The sequence below is a fragment of the Ottowia flava genome, assembly GCF_008017535.1.
GTDB classification, from domain to species: Bacteria; Pseudomonadota; Gammaproteobacteria; order Burkholderiales; family Burkholderiaceae_C; genus Ottowia; species Ottowia flava.
On record NZ_VRUA01000005.1, the window covers coordinates 58592 to 77807 of the forward strand.

General features: G+C 68.4%; 17 protein-coding genes. 10 read left to right on the forward strand and 7 right to left on the reverse strand.

What is annotated here, in order from left to right; genetic code table 11:
* Positions 1-47 precede the first annotated feature (47 nt).
* Positions 48-1070, reverse strand: a complete 1023-nt coding sequence (gene xerD, locus FVQ98_RS07525; protein ID WP_147912825.1) for a site-specific tyrosine recombinase XerD — start codon at positions 1068-1070, stop codon at positions 48-50.
* A 75-nt stretch (positions 1071-1145) separates the two neighbouring features.
* On the opposite strand from xerD, the gene FVQ98_RS07530 reads away from it, so the two are divergent.
* Both FVQ98_RS07530 and FVQ98_RS07535 read left to right on the forward strand, forming a co-directional pair.
* The gene (locus FVQ98_RS07530) at positions 1146-1862 is read left to right on the forward strand and encodes a c-type cytochrome (RefSeq protein ID WP_255507677.1); all 717 of its coding nucleotides are present in this window, start codon (positions 1146-1148) and stop codon (positions 1860-1862) included.
* Positions 1863-1890: 28 nt separating this feature from the next.
* Positions 1891-3048, forward strand: a complete 1158-nt coding sequence (locus FVQ98_RS07535; RefSeq protein WP_370512929.1) for a c-type cytochrome — start codon at positions 1891-1893, stop codon at positions 3046-3048.
* 148 nt (positions 3049-3196) lie between these two features.
* On the opposite strand, the gene FVQ98_RS07540 is transcribed toward FVQ98_RS07535, so the two are convergent.
* Complete coding sequence (locus FVQ98_RS07540; protein ID WP_147912827.1) at positions 3197-4165, reverse strand: tripartite tricarboxylate transporter substrate binding protein BugE; 969 nt, start codon at positions 4163-4165, stop codon at positions 3197-3199.
* 128 nt (positions 4166-4293) lie between these two features.
* On the opposite strand from FVQ98_RS07540, the gene FVQ98_RS07545 reads away from it, so the two are divergent.
* Positions 4294-5205, forward strand: coding sequence for an AEC family transporter (locus tag FVQ98_RS07545; RefSeq protein ID WP_147912828.1), 912 nt, complete (start codon positions 4294-4296; stop codon positions 5203-5205).
* 180 nt (positions 5206-5385) lie between these two features.
* On the opposite strand, the gene queG is transcribed toward FVQ98_RS07545, so the two are convergent.
* Positions 5386-6480, reverse strand: coding sequence for a tRNA epoxyqueuosine(34) reductase QueG (gene queG / locus FVQ98_RS07550; RefSeq protein ID WP_255507678.1), 1095 nt, complete (start codon positions 6478-6480; stop codon positions 5386-5388).
* Here queG and tsaE point away from each other — a divergent pair.
* Together tsaE and FVQ98_RS07560 are read left to right on the forward strand one after the other, a co-directional pair.
* Positions 6472-6969 carry a tRNA (adenosine(37)-N6)-threonylcarbamoyltransferase complex ATPase subunit type 1 TsaE gene (tsaE, locus tag FVQ98_RS07555; RefSeq protein WP_255507679.1) on the forward strand — a complete coding sequence of 166 codons (498 nt, stop codon included), beginning with the start codon at positions 6472-6474 and terminating at the stop codon, positions 6967-6969. The two genes, queG and tsaE, sit on opposite strands and share 9 nt — an antisense overlap.
* Positions 6966-8432: an N-acetylmuramoyl-L-alanine amidase gene (locus FVQ98_RS07560; protein ID WP_147912830.1), complete on the forward strand. Its 1467-nt coding sequence runs from the start codon at positions 6966-6968 to the stop codon at positions 8430-8432. The genes tsaE and FVQ98_RS07560 overlap by 4 nt, the downstream gene beginning before the upstream one ends.
* Positions 8433-8669: 237 nt before the next feature.
* Here FVQ98_RS07560 and FVQ98_RS07565 read toward each other — a convergent pair whose 3' ends face one another.
* Positions 8670-9329: a DedA family protein gene (locus FVQ98_RS07565; RefSeq protein ID WP_147912831.1), complete on the reverse strand. Its 660-nt coding sequence runs from the start codon at positions 9327-9329 to the stop codon at positions 8670-8672.
* Positions 9330-9694: 365 nt separating this feature from the next.
* Entirely contained in the window at positions 9695-10783 is a 1089-nt protein-coding gene (locus tag FVQ98_RS07570; RefSeq protein ID WP_222707582.1) for a choice-of-anchor Q domain-containing protein, read from the reverse strand.
* Positions 10784-11112: 329 nt separating this feature from the next.
* On the opposite strand from FVQ98_RS07570, the gene mutL reads away from it, so the two are divergent.
* Together mutL and FVQ98_RS07580 are read left to right on the forward strand one after the other, a co-directional pair.
* The gene (mutL, locus tag FVQ98_RS07575; protein WP_147912833.1) at positions 11113-12963 is read left to right on the forward strand and encodes a DNA mismatch repair endonuclease MutL; all 1851 of its coding nucleotides are present in this window, start codon (positions 11113-11115) and stop codon (positions 12961-12963) included.
* A gap of 325 nt (positions 12964-13288) precedes the next feature.
* The gene (locus tag FVQ98_RS07580) at positions 13289-13774 is read left to right on the forward strand and encodes a hypothetical protein (RefSeq protein ID WP_147912834.1); all 486 of its coding nucleotides are present in this window, start codon (positions 13289-13291) and stop codon (positions 13772-13774) included.
* An 83-nt stretch (positions 13775-13857) separates the two neighbouring features.
* Here FVQ98_RS07580 and FVQ98_RS07585 read toward each other — a convergent pair whose 3' ends face one another.
* Entirely contained in the window at positions 13858-15024 is a 1167-nt protein-coding gene (locus tag FVQ98_RS07585) for a glycerophosphodiester phosphodiesterase (RefSeq protein ID WP_147912835.1), read from the reverse strand.
* A gap of 131 nt (positions 15025-15155) precedes the next feature.
* Between FVQ98_RS07585 and FVQ98_RS07590 the strand changes: the two genes are divergently transcribed.
* The 3 genes from FVQ98_RS07590 to miaA all read left to right on the forward strand — a co-directional run bounded on the left by FVQ98_RS07590 (position 15156) and on the right by miaA (position 18477).
* Positions 15156-16049: an alpha/beta hydrolase gene (locus tag FVQ98_RS07590; protein WP_147912836.1), complete on the forward strand. Its 894-nt coding sequence runs from the start codon at positions 15156-15158 to the stop codon at positions 16047-16049.
* A gap of 249 nt (positions 16050-16298) precedes the next feature.
* On the forward strand, positions 16299-17498 hold the full coding sequence (locus FVQ98_RS07595) for a multidrug effflux MFS transporter (RefSeq protein WP_147912837.1): 1200 nt from the start codon (positions 16299-16301) through the stop codon (positions 17496-17498).
* Positions 17479-18477, forward strand: coding sequence for a tRNA (adenosine(37)-N6)-dimethylallyltransferase MiaA (miaA, locus tag FVQ98_RS07600; RefSeq protein ID WP_147912838.1), 999 nt, complete (start codon positions 17479-17481; stop codon positions 18475-18477). Before FVQ98_RS07595 ends, miaA begins: the two co-directional genes overlap by 20 nt.
* A gap of 36 nt (positions 18478-18513) precedes the next feature.
* Here the strand turns inward: miaA and FVQ98_RS07605 are convergent, their stop codons facing one another.
* Positions 18514-18939, reverse strand: coding sequence for an Hsp20/alpha crystallin family protein (locus tag FVQ98_RS07605; RefSeq protein WP_147912839.1), 426 nt, complete (start codon positions 18937-18939; stop codon positions 18514-18516).
* Between the last annotated feature and the right edge of the window lie 277 nt (positions 18940-19216).

The window sequence follows — 19216 nt, forward strand, 5'->3', positions numbered from 1 at the left end:
TTATAGCAATGATCAGACTTTAAACGCTCACATCCGTAAAACCGGTCTTAACCCCTCGGATGGTGCTGCGCATGCAGCGTTTTCAGTCGCTCGCGCGCCACGTGCGTGTAGATGGTCGTGGTCGAAATGTCCGCATGGCCCAGCAGCATCTGCACCGCACGCAGGTCGGCGCCGTGGTTCAGCAAATGGGTGGCGAAGGCGTGGCGCAGCGTGTGGGGGGACAGGGACGCGGTGATGCCGGCTTCGCGTGCGTAGCGTTTGACGATGCTCCAGAACATCACGCGCGACATGGCGGTGCCGGGCGTTCGGCCGGCGCTGGTCACAAACAAATCCTCGGTCTGGCGCGCACCCAGCAAGCGCGGCCTGCTATCGTTTATGTAGTTATCCAGCCATTCGCGCGCCACTTCGCCAAACGGCACCAGGCGCTCCTTGTTGCCCTTGCCCATGACGCGCAGCACGCCTTCGGCCAGGCCGATGTGCAAGGCCTTCAGCGTGACCAGTTCGCTCACGCGCAGGCCGCTGGCGTACATCAATTCGAGCATGGTGCGGTCGCGCACGCCCAGCGGCGTGTCGGTGTCGGGCGCGGCCAGCAAGGCTTCGACCTGCGCTTCGCTCAGGGTTTTGGGCACGCGCAGCGGCTGTCGCGCGGGCAGCAGCTTGAGCGTCGGGTCGGCGTCGATCAGCCTTTCACGCAGGGCCCAGCGGAAAAATCGCTTTAGGACGGTGAGCCGCCGGTTGGCAGAGGTGACGCGGGTGGCCGATCGGGCGGCGAAATAGCCCAGCAACTGGTGTTCCTGCGTCTGCAGGATGGGCGCGCCGTGCGTGGTGGCGAGCCAGGCGGCGTAAAGCGTCAGATCGCGCCGGTACGCGTCGAGCGTATTGCGGGCCAGGCCGTCTTCCAGCCACAGCGCGTCGATGAAAGCGTCCACCTCCGGCACGCGCGCGGCCGCTGGGGCGGTGTGGGTCGCCACAGGCGCGGAAGGTGAGGAATCGACGTCGGCGGTCACTTGGCGACGATAGCAGAGGCGGGTGTGGGCGCAGCGCCTCCGGTGCGATTGCAATCCGGGCATGTGCGGCCTTGTCCGACAGCCAGCGGCGGCGCAGCGCGCCTAGGATCAAGCGGCGCCATTGAACAGGTTCACCCCATGAGGCTCCTCCACATGCCCAAGCACCCCGCCCTCCGCGTCGGCATCGGCGCCGTCCTGTGGCTGGCCCTCAGCGCCACGGCTCAGGCCCAGAGTGGCAGTGCGCCACCTGCCAGCGCGCCCGCCGCTGCGGCGCCCGCGGGCAACGCCAAGGCGGGCCAGACCCTTATGACCGCTGGCGTGCCGCCGGCCGTGGCCGCCTGCACCAGCTGCCATGGACAGAACGCCGAAGGCGCGGGCGCGTTCCCGCCGCTCACCGGCAGCGGCGCCGCCTACCTGCGAGCGCAGCTGGACGCCTTTGCGGACGGTAGCCGCGCCAACCCGATCATGGCGCCGATCGCGAAAGGCTTGAACCCCCAGCAGCGCGCCGATGTGTCGGCCTACCTCGCGAGCCTGCCGAGCGGGATCGCGCGCCCGGCCACGCCGCCATCGGGCGCCAAGCCCGGCGACGCGGGCGCGTGGCTCGCCCAGCGCGGGCGCATGGGCGATGGCGTGCCAGCGTGCGCCAGTTGCCACGGGCCGGGCGGCGAAGGGGTGGGCGAGCATTTCCCGGCCATCGCGCACCTGAGCGCGGCCTACATGCAGGAGCAGGTCGAGGCCTGGAAGGCCGGCAAGCGCGGCCCTGGCCCGCTCGGCCTGATGTCCGGCATCGCCAAGAAACTGAGCAGCGACGACGTCAAGGCCGTGGCCGCCTACTACGCCAGCCGCGCCAAATGAGCCGCCGCGCCTTGTTCAGGAGCCAAGCATGAACGCCCCGCACCCCGCCGCCCTACCGGAGCCCAGCCGCTCGACCGCCCTCAGCCAGGACAGCGAGTACGTTGGACTGAAGATGTTTGCTATCGTGCTCGTCGCAGTCATCGCGGTGGTGGTGGTCAGTTCGGCGATCCGCATCCCGTCCGCGCTGACGCTGAACGACACGCTGCGCCACGCAGCCAGTGGGGCCCCTGCCAGTCAGCCCGCCTCTGCGGCGCCCGGCGCCGGGCCAGCACCTGTGGTGGCGACGGCTGCACCGCCACCGGCAACACCCGCAGCGCCCGGCGCGCCTGCTCAAGTGGCCTCAGCGCCGGCGCCTGCAGCGACGGACGCACCTGCTGGCGCAATTCAGACAGTGGGCTTCAAGCCCCCGGCTGAGAGCGCCATTCCCGACGGCCCGCTGGGCGACGTGATCCGCAAGGGCGAGCAGATCTTTCTGCACACGGCCCAGAACGCCAAGCCCTACGTGGGCAACACGCTCAACTGCGTCAACTGCCACCTGGACGCCGGCCGCCTGGCCGACTCGGCGCCGCTGTGGGGCGCCTACCTGCTCTACCCGGCCTACCGCAGCAAGACGAAGCACGTCGACACCTTTGAGGACCGCCTGCGCGGCTGCTTCATGTACAGCATGAACGGCAAGGCGCCACCCTACGGCGACGAGGTGCTGAACGCGCTGCAAACCTACGCCTACTGGCTGGCCAAGGGCGCCCCGGTGGGCGAAAAGATCGCCGGCGCGGGCTACAAGAAGCTCGAGAAACCGACCCAGGCGCCCGACTACCAGCGCGGCCTGGCCGTGTACGAAGCGCAGTGCGCCCTGTGCCACGGCGCGGGCGGCGAGGGCACGCGCAGCGGCGACACGCAGGTGTTCCCGCCGCTGTGGGGGGCGCAGTCGTACAACTGGGGAGCGGGCATGTCCAACATCAGCAACGCCGCCGCCTTCATCAAGTCCAACATGCCATTCAGCAAGGGCGGCAGCCTGAGCGACCAGGAGGCGTGGGACGTGGCCCTGTACATCGACAGCCAGGAGCGTCCGCAGGACCCCCGGTTCACGCGCGACGTGGCGACCACGCGCAAGGAATTCCACGACACCGACGACTCGATGTACGGCAAGACGGTCAACGGCAAGGTGCTGGGTCAGAATATCAAGTAAATCGGCCTTCAGCCCTACAACCACCTGCGCAAGCAGCTACTCTTTTCATAGCTTCAAGCCAGCTGGCCTGGCGTCTTTGCACCGAGCCAGAAATAAAAAAAGGCGCCCGAGGGCGCCTTTTTCGTACGCTGCGCAGCAGCGCGGCGGGTCAGAGGCTCAGCTTCTGCTTCTTGACCACTTCCTTGTACACAGCGAATTCATCCTTGATCTGCTTGGCGAATTCTTCCGGCGTGTTGCCGACGATGATCGAGCCCGTCTCCTCAATGCGCTTCTTCACCGCCGGCTCTTCCAGCGCCTTCTTGGCAGCCGCGTGGATCTTGTCGACGATGTCCTTGGGCGTGCCCTTGGGCGCCAGGAGGCCGTAGTACGCCATGCGGTTCACCGGCTCCAGACCCACTTCCTTGAACGTGGGCGTGTCGGGCAGGTCCTTCACGCGATTGGGCGCGGCCACCACGATCGGCACCAGCTTGCCGCTCTTGATGAACGGCAGCGCTGAAGGCAGGTTGTCGAACATGATCGGCACCTGGCCGGCCACCACGTCGTTCAGGGCCGGGCCCGCGCCGCGGTACGGGATGTGCGTGACGAAGATGCCCGTCAGGCTCTTCCACAGCTCGGTCTGCAGGTGGCCGATGCCGCCCGTTCCGGACGAGGCGTACGAGTACTTGCCCGGGTTCTTCTTGAGCAGTTCGACGAAGGACTTGTAGTCCTTGGCCGGGAAGGACGGGTTGACCGCGATGATGTTCGGCGTCGCAGCGATGTTCATGATCGGCACGAAGTCGTTGATCGGGTCGTAGGCGATCTTGGTGTTGATGGCCGGGTTGGCGGCCGTGGTCGACACCGTGGCCACGCTCAGCGTGTAGCCGTCAGGCGCGGCGCGCGCGGCTTCAGCCGCGCCAATCGCACCGCCCGCACCGCCCTTGTTGTCCACCACGACGGACTGGCCCAGGGCCTTGGTCAGCGGCTCGGACATGACGCGGGCAATGATGTCGGTGGTGCCGCCAGCAGCGAAGGGCACGATCAGGCGGATCGGCTTGTTGGGGTAGCCCTGCGCAAAGGCGCTGCCGCAAGTCAGTGTGGCAGCGGCCGCGGCAAGCGCGATCAGGTGGCGACGGTGCATATGTTTTAACTCCTTGAATGCAAAAAACCAAAAGTACCGATTAGAAAGCCGAATCGGGCATTGTTCAAAACATCGTGTGCCCGAGTTGTGAGGGTTTGCCCGAGGTAGAGGGGGTATGCTCGCGCACCGTGCATTACGCCCAGCTGCTTTTCCCCGACTTTTCGCTGATTCTGATCGGCTATCTGCTGTGCCGCTACACGGCGCTTAACCGGCCGGTGTGGCAGGCGGCAGAGGCGTTGGTGTATTTCTTTCTGTTTCCGGTGCTGCTGTTCCAGTCGATCGTGCGCACACCGCTCGACCTGGGGGCCGCCTCGGGCCTGATGGCCGCGGGCCTGGTCACTGGGCTGGGCGGCATCGCGATGTCCTATGCCCTGCCCTATCTGCCCTGGCTGGGGCGACGGATCGACCGGCGCGATCACGCGGCCAGCGCGCAGGTGGCGTTTCGCTTCAATTCCTTCATCGGCCTGGCGCTGGCCGAACGTCTGGCCGGCGCGCAGGGCCTGCAGCTGATCGCCGTGCTGATTGGCGTGTGCGTGCCGCTGTTCAACGTGGCCGCGGTCTGGCCGATGGCGCGCCACGGCGAGCGTGGATTTCTGGGCGAAGTGGTGCGCAATCCGCTGATCATCGCCACCGCCTCGGGCCTGGCGTTCAATCTGGCGGGTTTTTCGATCCCGGACTGGGCCACGCCCACCGTGTCGCGCATCGGCGCCGCATCGATCGCTCTGGGGCTGATGGCGGCGGGCGCCGGCATGCAGTTCCAGTCGCTGGCGCGCGGCAAGGCGCTGGGCGTGGGCGTGCTGACCATCCGCCACCTGCTCACGCCGCTGCTGGCCTGGGGCGTGGCGCGCGCGTTCGGCCTGGGTCACGCCGAAAGCCTGATGCTGCTGACCTTTGCCGCGCTGCCTACCGCGTCGAGCTGTTACGTGCTAGCCGCGCGCATGGGCTACAACGGCCCGTACGTGGCGGGGCTGGTGACGCTGTCGACGCTGCTGGGCATGCTGAGTCTGCCGTTTGCGCTGGGCCTGATTGGCCAGGTCTGAGCACAACGCGTGAGCCGCGCCCCTGGACTGGCGCGGCGGCAACGCCACAGCAGTGTGGGGAAATGCCTGAGACCAACGGCAACGGCATTGACGGGTCGCCTAGAATGCTATGAAATTGGCAGCGTGCTGCGCATGTCCGGCGCCGCACCGCTGTCACAAATTACTAGCAAACCGATGCCGCTACCGACCCAACGCCCAGGCGACGTGCTCGCGCACGATCGGGCTCGGGTGCGCCACATGCGCCTGCAGCGCGTGCAGGATGTCGGTGCGCCGCGGATCCTGCGGCGTCAGCGCGGTCAGCGCATTGCCGAGGGCCACCGCGATGTTGCGCAACCAACGCTCGTGACCAATGCGGCGGATCGGGCTGCCTTCGGTGCGCTGCAGGAACTCCGCTTCGCTCCAGCGCATCAGAGCGCTGAGTTGTTCGCCGCTCATGCCCTCGCGCGCGTCAAAGTCGGCCAAGCTGCTGCGCCGCGCGTACTTGTTCCAGGGGCAGATGAGCTGGCAGTCGTCGCAGCCGTAGATGCGGTTGCCGAGCAGAGGTCGGAGGGATTCGTCGATGGAGCCGTCGTGCTCGATGGTCAGGTAGGAAATGCAGCGCCGCGCGTCGATGCGGTGCGGCGCAACGATGGCGCGCGTGGGGCACACGTCGATGCAGGCCTGGCAGCTGCCGCAGTGCGCGCCCACGGGCTCGGTGGCGGGCAGCGCCAGATCGACGTAGATCTCGCCCAGGAAAAACATCGAGCCGCCTTCGCGGTTCAGCACCAGCGTGTGCTTGCCGCGCCAGCCCTGGCCGCTGCGCGCGGCCAGTTCGGCCTCCAGCACCGGCGCCGAATCGGTGAACACACGGTGGCCAAACGGGCCAATCGCCTCGGCCAGCCGTTGCTGCAGCTTTTGCAGCCGGCCGCGCAGCACCTTGTGGTAGTCGCGACCGCGAGCGTACACCGACACGACGCCTTCGGTGGGCCGCTCCAGACGCGCCCATTCCACAGCCTGCCAGTCCTGCGGCGTTTGGCGCGGCAGGTAGTCCATGCGCGCGGTGATCACGCTCACGGTGCCGGGCACCAGCTCGGCCGGGCGCGCCCGCCTCAGGCCGTGAACAGCCATGTAGTCCATGCTGCCGTGAAAACCGTTGGACAGCCAGTCGAGCAAGCCTGGCTCGGCGCTCGACAAATCCACCCCCGCCACGCCGACATGCGAAAAGCCCAACTCGAGCGCCCACGCCCCGAACTGGTCCCACAACGCCTGCGCATCGATCACCTTGCCATGCTCCACGCCCCCATTTTAGAAACCGCCCCGCGCCGCGACTGGCACTGGACGACGGAAGCGGACACGCAGGCCTTTGCCCGCCAGTTGGCGGCCGCGCCCGGCCTGCGCGACGCGTTCATCGAACTGCACGGTGACCTCGGCGCCGGCAAAACCACTTTCGTGCGCCACCTGCTGCGCGCGCTCGGCATCACTGGGCGCGTCAAGAGCCCGACCTATGCCGTGGTGGAGCCGCACGAGACCCCGGAAGGCTTGGCCATCTCGCACTTCGACTTCTACCGCTTCAACGACCCGCAGGAATGGGAGGACGCCGGTTTTCGCGACCTCTTCGCCGCCCCCGGCCTCAAGCTGGCCGAATGGCCGGAAAAAGCCGCCGGCCTGCTGCCCGTGGCCGACTGGGTGCTGCACATCCGCCCAGGCGACCACTACGCGCGCCACGTGACCGTGCACGCGCCCACCGCACTGGGCGCCCGCCTGCTGCAGGACATGCCTTTATGACCGACCGCCTACCGCCCGCCGCCCCCGACCGCCGCCGCCTGCTCAAGCAAGGCGGCTCCCTGGTGCTGTTGTTGGGCGCCAGTCATATCGCCCGCGGCGCCAGCATCGTGGCCGTGCGCCTGTGGCCGGCCGAGGACTACACGCGCGTCACCATCGAGTCGGACACTGCGCTCAAGGCCACGCACCGCATGATCGGCTCGCCCCCGCGTCTGGCGGTCGACATCGACGGGCTGGACCTGAACCCCACGCTGCGCGAGCTGGTGGCCAAGGTGCGATCGGACGACCCCAACATCGCCGGCATCCGCGTGGGCCAGAACTCGCCCGGCGTGGTGCGCCTGGTGGTCGACCTCAAACAGGCAATCAAGCCGCAGGTTTTCACGCTGACGCCCGTGGCCGCGTACAAGTACCGGCTGGTGTTCGACCTGTATCCAGCCAACCCGCCGGACCCACTGGAACAGCTGATCGCCGACCGCATGAAGGACCTCGGCGCCAACGCCACGGCCGATACCGCCGTTGCCCGCGCCGACACGGCGGCCACCACCGACACGCTGGGCGATCTGATCGCCAAGCAGTTCGAGCGCGCCAACGCCATGGTGCGCGACAAGGACAGCACCGCCACGGCCCGGTCGCCTGCTCCTGCGCCCGCGCGCCCCACCGCCAAGGCGCCCGCGCCCAAGCCCGCCAGTGGCGAATCCAGCGGGCCAGCCACCAGGCCACCCGCGGTAGCCGCCGGCCGGACCGACCGCCTGATCATCATCGCGCTGGACCCTGGCCACGGCGGCGAAGACCCCGGCGCCATCGGCCCCGGCGGCACGCGCGAAAAGGACGTGGTGCTGCAGGTGGCGCTGAAGCTGCGCGACCGCATCAACAACACCGTGGTCGCCGGCAATCCCATGCGCGCCTTCCTGACGCGGGACGCGGACTTCTTCGTGCCGCTGAACGTGCGGGTCGAAAAGGCCCGCCGCGTGGGCGCCGACCTGTTCGTCAGCATCCACGCCGACGCCTTCATGCGTGAGGAAGCGCGCGGCGCCAGCGTCTATGCGCTGTCCGAGCGCGGCGCCTCCAGCACGGCGGCGCGCTGGCTGGCGAACAAGGAAAACGACGCCGACCGCATCGGCGGCGTCAACCTGGGGGTCAAGGATTCGCTGGTGCAGCGCGCCATGCTCGACATGAGCACCACGGCCCAGATCAAGGACAGCCTGAAGTTGGGCACCGCGGTGCTGCGCGAGATCGGCGACGTGGGCCGGCTGCACAAGCGCAACGTGGAACGCGCCAACTTCGCCGTGCTGCGCGCGCCGGACATTCCGAGCGTGCTGGTCGAAACCGCCTTCATCAGCAACCCCGAAGAAGAGCGCAAGCTGCGCACCGACGCCTACCAGAACAACCTAGCGAACGCGCTGATCAACGGCATCGAGAAATACTTTGCCGCCAACCCGCCGCTCGCGCGCAACCGGCAAGTTTGACAGGCCGTAAGTACCCACTTACGGTAAATGATCGGTACTTTCAGCCTACTGCGAGTCGTTTGCTCGTTGTCCTACACCACAAGCGATGGAATTTGTGGTGAAATCGGGCTGGGTGATGAAAACCCTAGGCATAGGGATTTCATAGCCCATTGCAAGTTCTCCTCTTCTTTTATTTGCGGGCGTTCACCAGAACGCCCGTTTTTTCTGCCCGGAGAGAAACCGCGGCGCCCTGCCGCGTCAGGCGGGCCCTGCGCCCGCCTTGTCGGCTCGCCCGGCCTTCCAGCCCCCGTAGATGGCGATCAGCCCTGGCACCAGAATCAGCGCCCAGATGATCTTGCTCAGGTTCGCCTGAACCCAGGGCAGGTTGCCGAACACGTAACCTGCAGTGCACAGCCCCAGCACCCAGATCAGCGCACCGACCACGTTGAACAGCGTGAACTTGCCGCGGTCCATCTCCGCCACGCCCGCGACAAAAGGCACGAAGGTGCGGATGAAGGGCATGAAGCGCGCCAGGATGATGGTCACCCCGCCATAGCGCTCGTAGAACGCGTGCGCCCTGTCGAACGCCTTGCGGTTGAAGAAACGCGAGTCTTCCCACTGGAACACCTTGGGCCCGATGTAGCGCCCAATGCTGTAGTTGCACTGGTCCCCCAGAATGGCCGCAGCCAGCAGCACCGCGCAGGCCACGCCGATGTGCATGTGCCCCGCGCCGGCCAGAGCGCCAACGACGAACAGCAGTGAATCGCCCGGCAGAAACGGCATCACCACGACACCGGTCTCGACAAAGACGATGATGAACAGCAGCGCGTAAACCCAAGGACCGTACTGAGCCACGAAAGCGCCCAGGTACTTGTCGACGTGAAGGATGAAGTCGACCAGATGCATCACGATTTCCATGGGACGGATTATCGGGTCGCCATGTTGCAGCACGGCCCGGGCGGTGTAACGCCGTGGCACGCGGCGCCGGCCTGATTACCTCGCCGATCAGCGCGCCAGCGCTCTCCGATGCGCTGCTGCCCGGCATCACAAGATCGGCCGATGAACTCAGTAGGCTGACGCGCACCTCGTCGGCGGCCCATGGACGACGACGCCAGCTGTGCCATCGCCTGCCACCGAGGCGAGGTGGCATCAGCTACTCTTTCAATAGCGTTCTGCGCTTAATCCGCTTAGCCTAGAGCTCAATTTCATTCAGATCACTGATTCAGCCGCCACACGCAACGGTGCGGTGGGCCACGCCTTCCGCACTGCCCTGCAACAAGGCCTCAGCTGGTCCCGATGCGCCCACGGCGCCACGCGAACACGCCAACCAGCACGAACGCCAGCAAGGCCCAGGCTGCGCTGCTCAGTGTCGGCACGGCAGCGGGCGGTGCGGCGACTTCGACAGCGCCGATGTCGCACAGTACGCCCTGCGGCCGGGCGATGCCGCGCTGGTCAAGCGCAACGCCCGTGCACGCTACCGCATTCAGCGCGGGGCTGCCTGCGCCCGGCAGTTGCGTCTGGGTCGTTCCGCCGTTGCTGGCCAGCGCGCCCAGCAGCGGGTCGGCGCCGTACAGGTTGTTGCTGTCGGCGCCGTTGTGCACCACGCTCGTCGCGTCGGTTTCGGAGAACAGCGAGCCGGTGGCGCTCACCGTGTTGTTGCCATGGTCGACGTCGTTGGCGCCGCCGCGGTCGGTGTTGCCCGCCAGGACGCTGTTCACCAGGTTGAGCGACGCCGTGTTCCGCACGTACACCCCGCCGCCAATGGCAGCGCTGTTGGCGGTCAGCGTCGATTGGGTAATGGTCGACGCAGGGCCAAATTCCAGCGAGATAGCGCCGCCGCTGTCATCGGCCTGGTTCTGCGTCAGCGTGCTGTTGACCATGGTCAGGCCGGCGCCGACTGCGTAGATCGCTCCGCCCTTGTCAGCGCGGTTGGCTTCGAACGTGCTGGCGCGCACGCTGAGGCTGCTGCCGGCGCCGCTGTACACCCCGCCGCCCAGGCCACCGCCGTTCCACTGCTTGGTGACCGTGCTGCGGGCGATGGCGACGCCGTCCAGCGTCAGCTGCGTCGCGCCCTGACTGCGGATGGCGCCGCCGTTCTCGCCCAGGTCCAGTCCGCTGCCGCTCAGGCTGAGGCCGTTCAGCGTGACCGCGCCAGCGTTCTGCAGGTCAAACACGCGACCGGCCGCATTCAGCACCCTCACCTTGTCGGCGCCCGGTCCCGTCACCGTCAGCGAAACCGTGATCGTGGGCAGCGGTGACGCCAGTGTCAGCGTGCCGGCCAGCGCAGGTGCGAAGGCCACCGTGTCGCCGGTTAACGGCGTCGCCAACGCTGCACGCAACGACCCGGCACCCGTGTCGGCCAGCGTGCTCACCGTGTGGGTCGCAGCAGACGCCGCCACCGCGCTCAGCCCGATCAACCCAGCAACGACCGCGCGTCGCAGGAAATGCCCACCCGCGTGGCCAGCGAGAGATACATCACCGACAGCGCCGAAACACGCCAAAGGCAAAGACAAAACTGCAGTCCGATGGGTCATGGTGGGTCTCAATGAGCAACAAAGCACAAAGTTTGCGATATTTTTAATACTTTTGTAATACTATAGAGACCATTTCACCGCCCTTCGGTCAACCCTACCCCGTCACCGAAGCGGTCGGGTGGCCCGTCAGCAGTTGCGGCTGGACCGAACCCCTATGATGCGCAGCGATGTCTTCCCCGCGCCGCGCCATCCGCGAACTCCCCGATGAACTGATCAGCCAGATCGCCGCCGGCGAGGTGGTCGAGCGCCCCGCCTCCGTGGTGCGCGAGCTGCTGGACAACGCGCTGGACGCCGGCGCCACGCAAATCACGCTGCGCCTGTCGGCCGGTGGCGTTCGCCTGATCAGCGTGGAAGACGACGGCGACGGCATCGTGCCGGAGCAGATGGCCACGGCCCTCAAGCGCCACGCGACCAGCAAGATCGCCAGCCTGGCCGAGCTGGAATCGGTCGGCACCATGGGTTTTCGCGGCGAAGCGCTGGCGGCTATCAACTCCATAGCTGAACTCGCTTTGCTGTCGCGGGCCACGGACCAATCCAATGCCTGGCTGCTGGATGGACGCACGGGCGAGCTGAAACCCGCGGCGCGCGCCGGCGGCACCACCGTGGAGGTCAAGGAGCTGTTCTTCAGCGTGCCCGCGCGGCGCAAATTCCTAAAGACCGACGCGACCGAGCTGGCCCACTGCATCGACGCCGTGCGCCGCCACGCGCTGGCGCGGCCGGATGTCGGCTTTGCCATCTGGCACGACGGCAAGCTGGTCGAGCAATGGCGCCGCCAGGGCGACGGCGACGCCGCGCGCACCCGGCGCATCGGCGATGTGCTGGGCGACGACTTCCTGGCCGCCTCGATCGCCGTGGACCACCGCGTGGGCGCGGTGCGCGTCACCGGCCGCGCCGGTCTGCCCGACCACGCGCGTTCGCGCGCCGACCAGCAGTTTGCCTACGTCAACGGCCGCTATGTGCGCGACAAGGTGATTGTGCACGCTGCCCGCAGCGCCTATGAAGACGTGCTGCACGGCCACCGCCAGCCGGTGTACGTGCTGTTTGTCGAGCTGGACCCGGCGCGTGTCGACGTCAACGTGCACCCGACCAAGATCGAGGTGCGCTTTCGCGATGGGCGCGAGGTGCACCAGGCCGTGCGCCACGCGGTCGACCAGGCGCTGGCCGCACCGCGCGCCGCCTTGCTGGCGCAACAGGTGGACGGCGCCGATCCCGCACCGGCGGGCAGTTGGAGCCCTGCGGCGGTCGGTCAGGAGGATTTCAAGCCTTTCAGGCCGCCAGCCCAACTGCCACTTGCGCAGGCAGCTCCCGATTCAGGAGCAACCGCACTGCAGGCGATGGAAGAACTGCGCGCGCTGTGGCAGCCGCGTGCCTTCACCGACGACGCCGACACAGCCGACGTGCCAGCGTCCGGCGCGCCCGTCCCCGCCACGCCCGATTGGCCGCTGGGCCACGCCGTGGCGCAGCTGCACGGCATCTACATCCTGGCGGAAAACCACGCCGGCCTAGTGCTGGTCGACATGCACGCCGCGCACGAACGCATCGTGTACGAACGGCTCAAGACCCAGCTCGACGGCGCGCAAGTCGCCAGCCAGCCGCTGCTGATCCCCGCCACCTTTGCCGCCACGCCGCAGGAGGTCGCCACCGCCGAGTCGGCCAGCGCGGTGCTGCAGCGCCTGGGGCTGGACGTGACCCCGTTTTCGCCGCGCACACTGGCCGTGCGCGCCGTGCCCGCCACGCTGGCGGCTGGCGACGCGGTCGAGCTGGCCCGCAGCGTGCTGGCCGAGCTGGCGCAGCACGAGGCCAGCACCGTGATCGAACGCGCCCAGCACGAGCTGCTGGCCACCATGGCCTGCCACGGCGCCGTGCGCGCCAACCGCCGTCTGACGCACGAGGAGATGAACGCCTTGCTGCGCCAAATGGAGGCGACCGAGCGCTCCGACCAGTGCAACCACGGTCGGCCGACCTGGCGCCAGCTCACGCTGCGCGAACTGGACGGACTGTTTTTGCGCGGGCGCTGACACAGGGGAACGACGCGGCAGCACGCGTCACCACGCCCCGTGTGAAGGCTGCGCTGGCGGTCGAGGCGCAACCCGCGCTGCATGGCGCGAAGCCGAAGCCGCGGTCAGCCAAAGCCGCAGGTGCCCGAACGCAATCGCGCACGCACCGTCGCGCACAAGCCGCACCGCGCTTGTCCTACAGGTGAGCGCCCGGCTCCGACTTAAGGTGATGGCGTGCTGCCGCGGGCCGTCGCGTTCTGCTCAAGAGCGTGAACGGCACCAACGGCAGTCTCCTGGCCGACTTTCGCGTCGTGCGCCTTGTGGTCAGACTTTTCTGGAGACATTTATGAGCGACAAACCCAAAGACCTCAACCCCGACCCGATCACCGGCGAGCCCGGTGCGCATCCGGTCGGCACCGGCCTGGGTGCGCTGGCCGGCGGCGCAGCTGCAGGTGCTGCCGTGGGCACCGTGGCAGGGCCGATCGGCACCGCCGTGGGCGCCGCGGTGGGCGCGGTAGTTGGCGGCTTGGCCGGCAAGGCCGTGGCCGAAGGCTTCGACCCGACGGTTGAGCACGCCTACTGGAAGGAAGAACACGCGCGCCAACCGTATTACGTCGACGGCTACACCTACGAAGAAGACTACCGGCCGGCCTACGACCTGGGTCTGCGCGACGTCGACAAGCATCGCGGCCGTTCGTACGACGAGGTGCAGGAAACCCTGGCCGAGGACTGGGATGCCTACCGCGGCAAGTCGCGCCTGACCTGGGCCGAAGCCAGCCCGGCCGCGCGGGCCGCGTGGGAACGTGCGCAGCACCTCAACATGTCGCAGTAAAAAACAAGCGTGGCGGCGCTGGGCTTTTCCAGCACCGCCGCGCTGCGTGCGTGCACACATAGAGCGGCCTTTGCCGCCCGGCTTCAGTTGTCGCGCGCCGCCTTGGCGTGGTCGGCAAAGTCAGAGAACACGCCATCCACCCCCAGCTCGTAGAAGCGCCGGTACTCGGCCTTCGGGTCGCCTTTGTCGTCCGCTGCCAGGCGCTTGGCTTCGCTGCGGAAGGTGTAGGGGTGCACGAACAGGCCGGTCTTGTGGGCGTTGGCCAGCACCGAGGTGGCCGGCATGACGCGGCGGTCGCGCTCGTCGATGGCGCCATCGCCGTTCAGATCGACCGGCTTGCCGTCGGCGCCCAGCGTCAGGCGCGTGGGGATCAGGTAAGGCTTCCAGGGGCCAATGCCGTCGGCGTACTTCTTGATGTCCGCCAGGCCCGCGGGCGTCAGCAACGCGCCGTAGTTGCGCTTGTCGCCCGCCACCGTCAGGTCGTAAGGCTGACCCCAGGGCAGGCTGAAGTCGATGCTGCCATCGGGGTGGATGTCGTAGCCGTCCACCAGTTGCACCAGGCGCACCGCAGTCTTGCCGCGCAGGTACTTCAGGTTGCCGGTCTCGAAGGACTGGATGATGACGGGCGACGACTTCTTGGTCAGCCCCCGCTTGGCCAGCGCGTCCAGCAGGCGGTCTTCCAACGGCAAGCCCAGGCGCTGGTGGTAGGTCGGGTGCTTGGTTTCGGGGTACACGCCGATGGTGCGGCCGGTGCGCTTGGACTCGGTTTCGGCCAGCGTCAGCACTTCCTCGAAAGTGGGGATCTGGAATTGCCCGTTGTAGCGCTGGTCGCGGTCCGACAGCGGCTGCACCGCGCGCAGCGTCTTCAACTCGGCCAGCGTGAAGTCGCTGACGAACCAGCCTTCTTCCTCAAAGCCGTCGACCATGGCCTTGCGCTTGCGCTTGGCGAACTCGGCCCGGTCTTTCACGTCGGTGGTGGCGACAATGTTGGGCTCATGCCGCGCCACCAGCACGCCGTCCTTGGTGGCGACCAGATCGGGCTCGATGAAATCGGCACCCATCTCGACCGCGCGACGGTAGCCTTCCAGCGTGTGGTCCGGCAGGTAGCCGGCCGCGCCGCGGTGCCCGATCACCAAGGGCTTGTCGCCGTTCAGCGTGTTCCAGGCGCTGTCGTCGCTGCCGCCGCAGGCGGCCAGACTGGCGGCCACCAGGGCGCTGGCGAGCAGGGGGGAAACCAAGCGTGTGCGCATTCAACTCCTCCAAAAAAACAATGGCTGGGGCGCGAGCGTATGACGCCCACAAGTCGGTTCTGTGACGGTCTGTTTCCACCCCCTGCGCGGGCTGCAGAACTTTCGGGTGCCGCCAGCGTCGATCCCCGGTCATGACAATTTCTCGATTCCGCCTTGCCGTGGTCGCCGCGCTGGGCGCTGCCGCGTTCGCCGGCTGCGCCGCGCTGGACGAGAAGCAGCGCGCCTGGATCTTCCAGCCCACCGACCGCACCTGGGGCCAGTCGGCCACCGTCGCCGAAGGCATGCAGGACGTGTGGATCGACTTCGATTCGCGCGCCAGCGGCCAGCCGGTGCGCCTGCACGGCCTGTGGCATCCGGCCGATGCCCGTGCCGCCTGCGCTTCGCCGGTGCTGCTGTACCTGCACGGGGCGCGCTGGGACGTGCGCGGCTCGGCCAGCCGCATCCGGCGCATGCAGGAACTGGGCTTTTCGGTGCTGGCGATCGACTACCGCGGCTTTGGCAAAAGCTCGGCCGGTCTGCCGTCCGAAGCCATGGCGCTGGAAGACGCGCGCGCCGCCTGGGACTGGCTGGCGCGCCAGCACCCCGATGCGCTGCGCTTCATCTTCGGCCACTCGCTGGGCGGCGGCGTGGCGGTGCAGCTGGCCGAGCAGGTGCGCGACCAGCGCGGGCTGATCCTGGAAGGCACCTTCACCTCCATCCCCGACGTGGCGCGCACCATGAAGTGGGGCTGGCTGCCGGTGGGGCCGCTGATCACGCAGCGCTTTGACTCGCGTGCGCGCATCGCGCAGGTGGGCTCGCCGGTGCTGGTCGTGCACGGCAGCGAGGACCGGCTGATCCCGCCGGCGCTGGGCCGTCAGCTGTTCGACGCCGCCGCCGAGCCCAAGCGCTTTGTGCTGGTCGAAGGCGGCTCGCACCACAACACCAACAGCGTCGGCCAGGACCAGTACCGCGCCGCGCTGCCCGCGCTGTTCGGTGACGGCTGCTTTGGCGCGCCCCCGCCACTGAGCGCTGCAGCGGGCGCCTGATTCAAGTGTTTTTGGCACTTCGCCATACAACCACCAGCGCAAGCAGCTATTGATTAGCTAGCAAATATCTGGGCAGCGGCTGACTCGCCACCCCACGCCTGACCGCTGAACCGCGCGGTAACACGCCCGGCGCCCGCTCTCAGCGGCACAGGCTGCCGCCGCGCGCCCATCTGCTACCCTCGCCGCGTGCCCACCCCGTCGACCCTTTCGCCGCGTGCCGCGCCTGCGCCAGCCGCCGCGGCGCCGGGCATGTCGCCCCTGATCATCGTCGTGCTGCTCGGCCTGCTGCTGGGCATCCAGCCCGTCACGACCGACGTCTACCTGCCGGCCCTGCCGGCGCTGCAGGCCGACCTGGGCGCGCCCATGCCGCAGGTGCAGCTGACGCTGGCGGCGCTGCTGCTGGCCTTCGGCGTGTCGCAGCTGGTGTGGGGCCCGTTGTCCGACCGCTTTGGGCGCAAGCCGATCCTGCTGTGGGGCATGGCAGCCTACGTGCTGGCCGCGCTGGCCTGCGTGGTGGCACCGACGATGGAGCTGCTGATCGTCGCCCGCATCGCGCAGGGCGCCGCCATGGGCGCGGCGGTGATGTGCGCCCGCGCCATCGTGCGCGACCTGTACGCGCCGCTGGAAGGCGCCCGCATGATGAGCAAGGGCCTGTCCGGCCTGGGTGTCATCGCGATCTGCTGCGCGCCGCTGGGCGGCCTGCTGACCCAGACCGTGCACTGGCGCGCGGCCATGGCGGTGCAGGTGCTGTTCGGTCTGGGCACGCTGGCGCTGCTGGTGCTGCGCTTCGACGAAACCATCCCCGCGCGCAACCCCGACGCGCTGCGCCCGGCCGCGCTGCTGCGGGCCTGGGGCACGATCGCGCGGCACCCGACCTTCATCACCTATTCGCTGCTGTCCACGGGCTCGTACGTGGCGCTGTTCACCTTCCTGGCCACCTCGTCGTTCCTGCTGATCGAGGCGCTGGGCCTGTCGCGTCTGGCCTACGGCGCGGTGATGGCGGCCAATTCGGTGCTGTACATCGCCGGCACCGTGGCCTGCCGCCGCCTGCTGGTGCGCTGGGGCATCGTGCGCACCGTGCGCTGGGCCGGCTGCATCACCTTCAGCGCGGGCGTGCTGATGGCCGTGCTGGCCTGGGGCGGCTGGGGCCAGCCCTGGCACGGCCTGTGGGCGATCGTGCTGCCGCAGGCGCTGTTCATCGTGGCGCATGGGGTGCACCAGCCGGTGGGCCAGAGCGGCACGGTGTCGCCGTTCCCGCAGATGGCGGGCGCCGCCTCGGCGCTGAACGGTTTCATCATGATGGCGGTAGCCTTCCCCATGGGCCTGTGGCTGGGCAGCGCGATGGACGGCAGTGCCCGCCCGCTCGGCCTCGGCTTTCTGCTGTGGTGCAGCGTGATCGCGCTGACCGCCTGGTTTCTGGTGCCGCGCTATGGCGACCCCACGCACTGACGCTGCCCTGCCGCCCGCGCTGGGCATTGCCGGCCCCACCGCCAGCGGCAAGAGCGCGCTGGCCCTGGCGCTGGCCGAGCGCCTGCCGGTGGAGATCATCAGTGTCGATTCGGCCCTGGTCTACCGCGGCATGGACATCGGCACCGCCAAGCCCACGCCCGCCGAGCTGGCCGCTGCGCCGCACCACCTGATCGACATCCGCGAGCCGACCGAGGCCTACAGCGCGGCCGAATTCGTGCGCGATGCCGAACGGCTGATGGCCGAGATCCGCGCGCGCGGGCGGCTGCCGCTGCTGGTCGGCGGCACCATGCTGTACTTCAAGGCACTGGCCGACGGTCTGGACGACCTGCCGCCGGCCGATGCCGCCGTGCGCGCCGCCATTGAAGCGCGCGCGGCCGAACAAGGCTGGCCCGCCCTGCACGCCGAGCTGGCCGCCGTCGACCCCGTCACCGCCGCGCGCCTGGCACCCGCCGACAGCCAGCGCATCCAGCGTGCGCTGGAAGTGTGGCAGATCACCGGGCGCCCGCTGTCGGCGCTGCATACTACAAAAACAGGAGCTGACCGCGCAGATGGTTCTAGGGCCATGCCCTTGTTTTCCTTGGAACCCGCCGACCGAGCCTGGCTGCACGCGCGCATCGCCCAGCGCTTCGACGCCATGCTGGACGCCGGCTTTCTGGCCGAAGTGCAGCGCCTGCGCGCGCGCGGCGACCTGCAGCCCGACCTGCCCAGCATGCGCTGCGTCGGCTACCGGCAGGCGTGGGAGGCGCTGGACGACGCCGCGCCGTCGGGCGCCCTGACCGCCGCGCAGCTGGCGCTGCTGCGCGAACGCGGCATCGCCGCCACGCGCCAGCTGGCCAAGCGCCAGATCACCTGGCTGCGCAGCATGCCGCAGCGGCAGGTGCTGGCGGTGGATGCGCTGAGCACGCCCGAACGCATGGCCGAGCAATTGCTGGCGACGCTGGCCGCACCAGACGCCTGACACCGCCCCTGCCAGGCGGCGCCATAATAGGCCGCGTCAGTCGATGTTCAGCCGCTGCGCCGCGCCCGCCTGCTTTTTGGGCAGCGTGAGGATCAGGATGCCGTTTTCGTACTTCGCGCGCGCCGCCGCCTGGTCGATATCGGCCGGTAGCTGAAAGCTGCGCGCCAGCGCGCCGACGTAGCGCTCGGTGCGCAGCACCTTGTCGCCTTCGCCCGGGCCGGGCTGCGGCTTCACCTCGGCGCGCAGCGTGACCACGCTGCCGTCGATCGACACGTCGATCTGGTCCTTCGGCACGCACGGCACTTCGGCCAGCACGGTGAACGCCTGCTCGTTTTCGCGCACGTCGAGGCGGATCTGCCCCGGCGCCAGTTGCTCGCCTTGCAGCGGCTTGATGAAGAAGCCAGGCGCGAATTCCTTGATCAGGTCATCGAACAGCTTGACGCGGTGGGTCGACTGGGTCATGGCGGGTTCCTGCGTCGTGAAGAAGACTGCCGCCATCCGATCTGAAAACCGCTGGCGGGCGGACATCCCTACGGTCGGGACGCCAGCCCGCAGTTTCAAGAAGGGAGCAGACGCGCGCCCGCCCCAGATCGCAACCAATTGCAGCGGCGCCCGTGTGACCTGCCGGCCGAGCGGGCACGCGGGGGGGGTGCGCGCGGGACCGATCCGTGGGAAAATCCCATCTTTGGCCGCCATCGCGCGGCACCGGCTTGGGCTGCCACCTCTTGCGCGCCGCCGG

Bases quoted from the DNA above. Each gene is read 5' to 3' on its own strand.
- mutL (WP_147912833.1), top strand. From the start codon at position 11,113: ATGTCTTCCCCGCGCCGCGCCATCCGCGAACTCCCCGATGAACTGATC.
- FVQ98_RS07535 (WP_370512929.1), top strand. From the start codon at position 1,891: ATGAACGCCCCGCACCCCGCCGCCCTACCGGAGCCCAGCCGCTCGACC.
- FVQ98_RS07605 (WP_147912839.1), bottom strand. From the start codon at position 18,939: ATGACCCAGTCGACCCACCGCGTCAAGCTGTTCGATGACCTGATCAAG.
- FVQ98_RS07530 (WP_255507677.1), top strand. From the start codon at position 1,146: ATGAGGCTCCTCCACATGCCCAAGCACCCCGCCCTCCGCGTCGGCATC.
- xerD (WP_147912825.1), bottom strand. From the start codon at position 1,070: ATGCCCGGATTGCAATCGCACCGGAGGCGCTGCGCCCACACCCGCCTC.
- FVQ98_RS07580 (WP_147912834.1), top strand. From the start codon at position 13,289: ATGAGCGACAAACCCAAAGACCTCAACCCCGACCCGATCACCGGCGAG.
- FVQ98_RS07540 (WP_147912827.1), bottom strand. From the start codon at position 4,165: ATGCACCGTCGCCACCTGATCGCGCTTGCCGCGGCCGCTGCCACACTG.
- FVQ98_RS07585 (WP_147912835.1), bottom strand. From the start codon at position 15,024: ATGCGCACACGCTTGGTTTCCCCCCTGCTCGCCAGCGCCCTGGTGGCC.
- FVQ98_RS07595 (WP_147912837.1), top strand. From the start codon at position 16,299: ATGTCGCCCCTGATCATCGTCGTGCTGCTCGGCCTGCTGCTGGGCATC.
- tsaE (WP_255507679.1), top strand. From the start codon at position 6,472: ATGCTCCACGCCCCCATTTTAGAAACCGCCCCGCGCCGCGACTGGCAC.
- FVQ98_RS07565 (WP_147912831.1), bottom strand. From the start codon at position 9,329: ATGGAAATCGTGATGCATCTGGTCGACTTCATCCTTCACGTCGACAAG.
- FVQ98_RS07590 (WP_147912836.1), top strand. From the start codon at position 15,156: ATGACAATTTCTCGATTCCGCCTTGCCGTGGTCGCCGCGCTGGGCGCT.
- FVQ98_RS07560 (WP_147912830.1), top strand. From the start codon at position 6,966: ATGACCGACCGCCTACCGCCCGCCGCCCCCGACCGCCGCCGCCTGCTC.
- miaA (WP_147912838.1), top strand. From the start codon at position 17,479: ATGGCGACCCCACGCACTGACGCTGCCCTGCCGCCCGCGCTGGGCATT.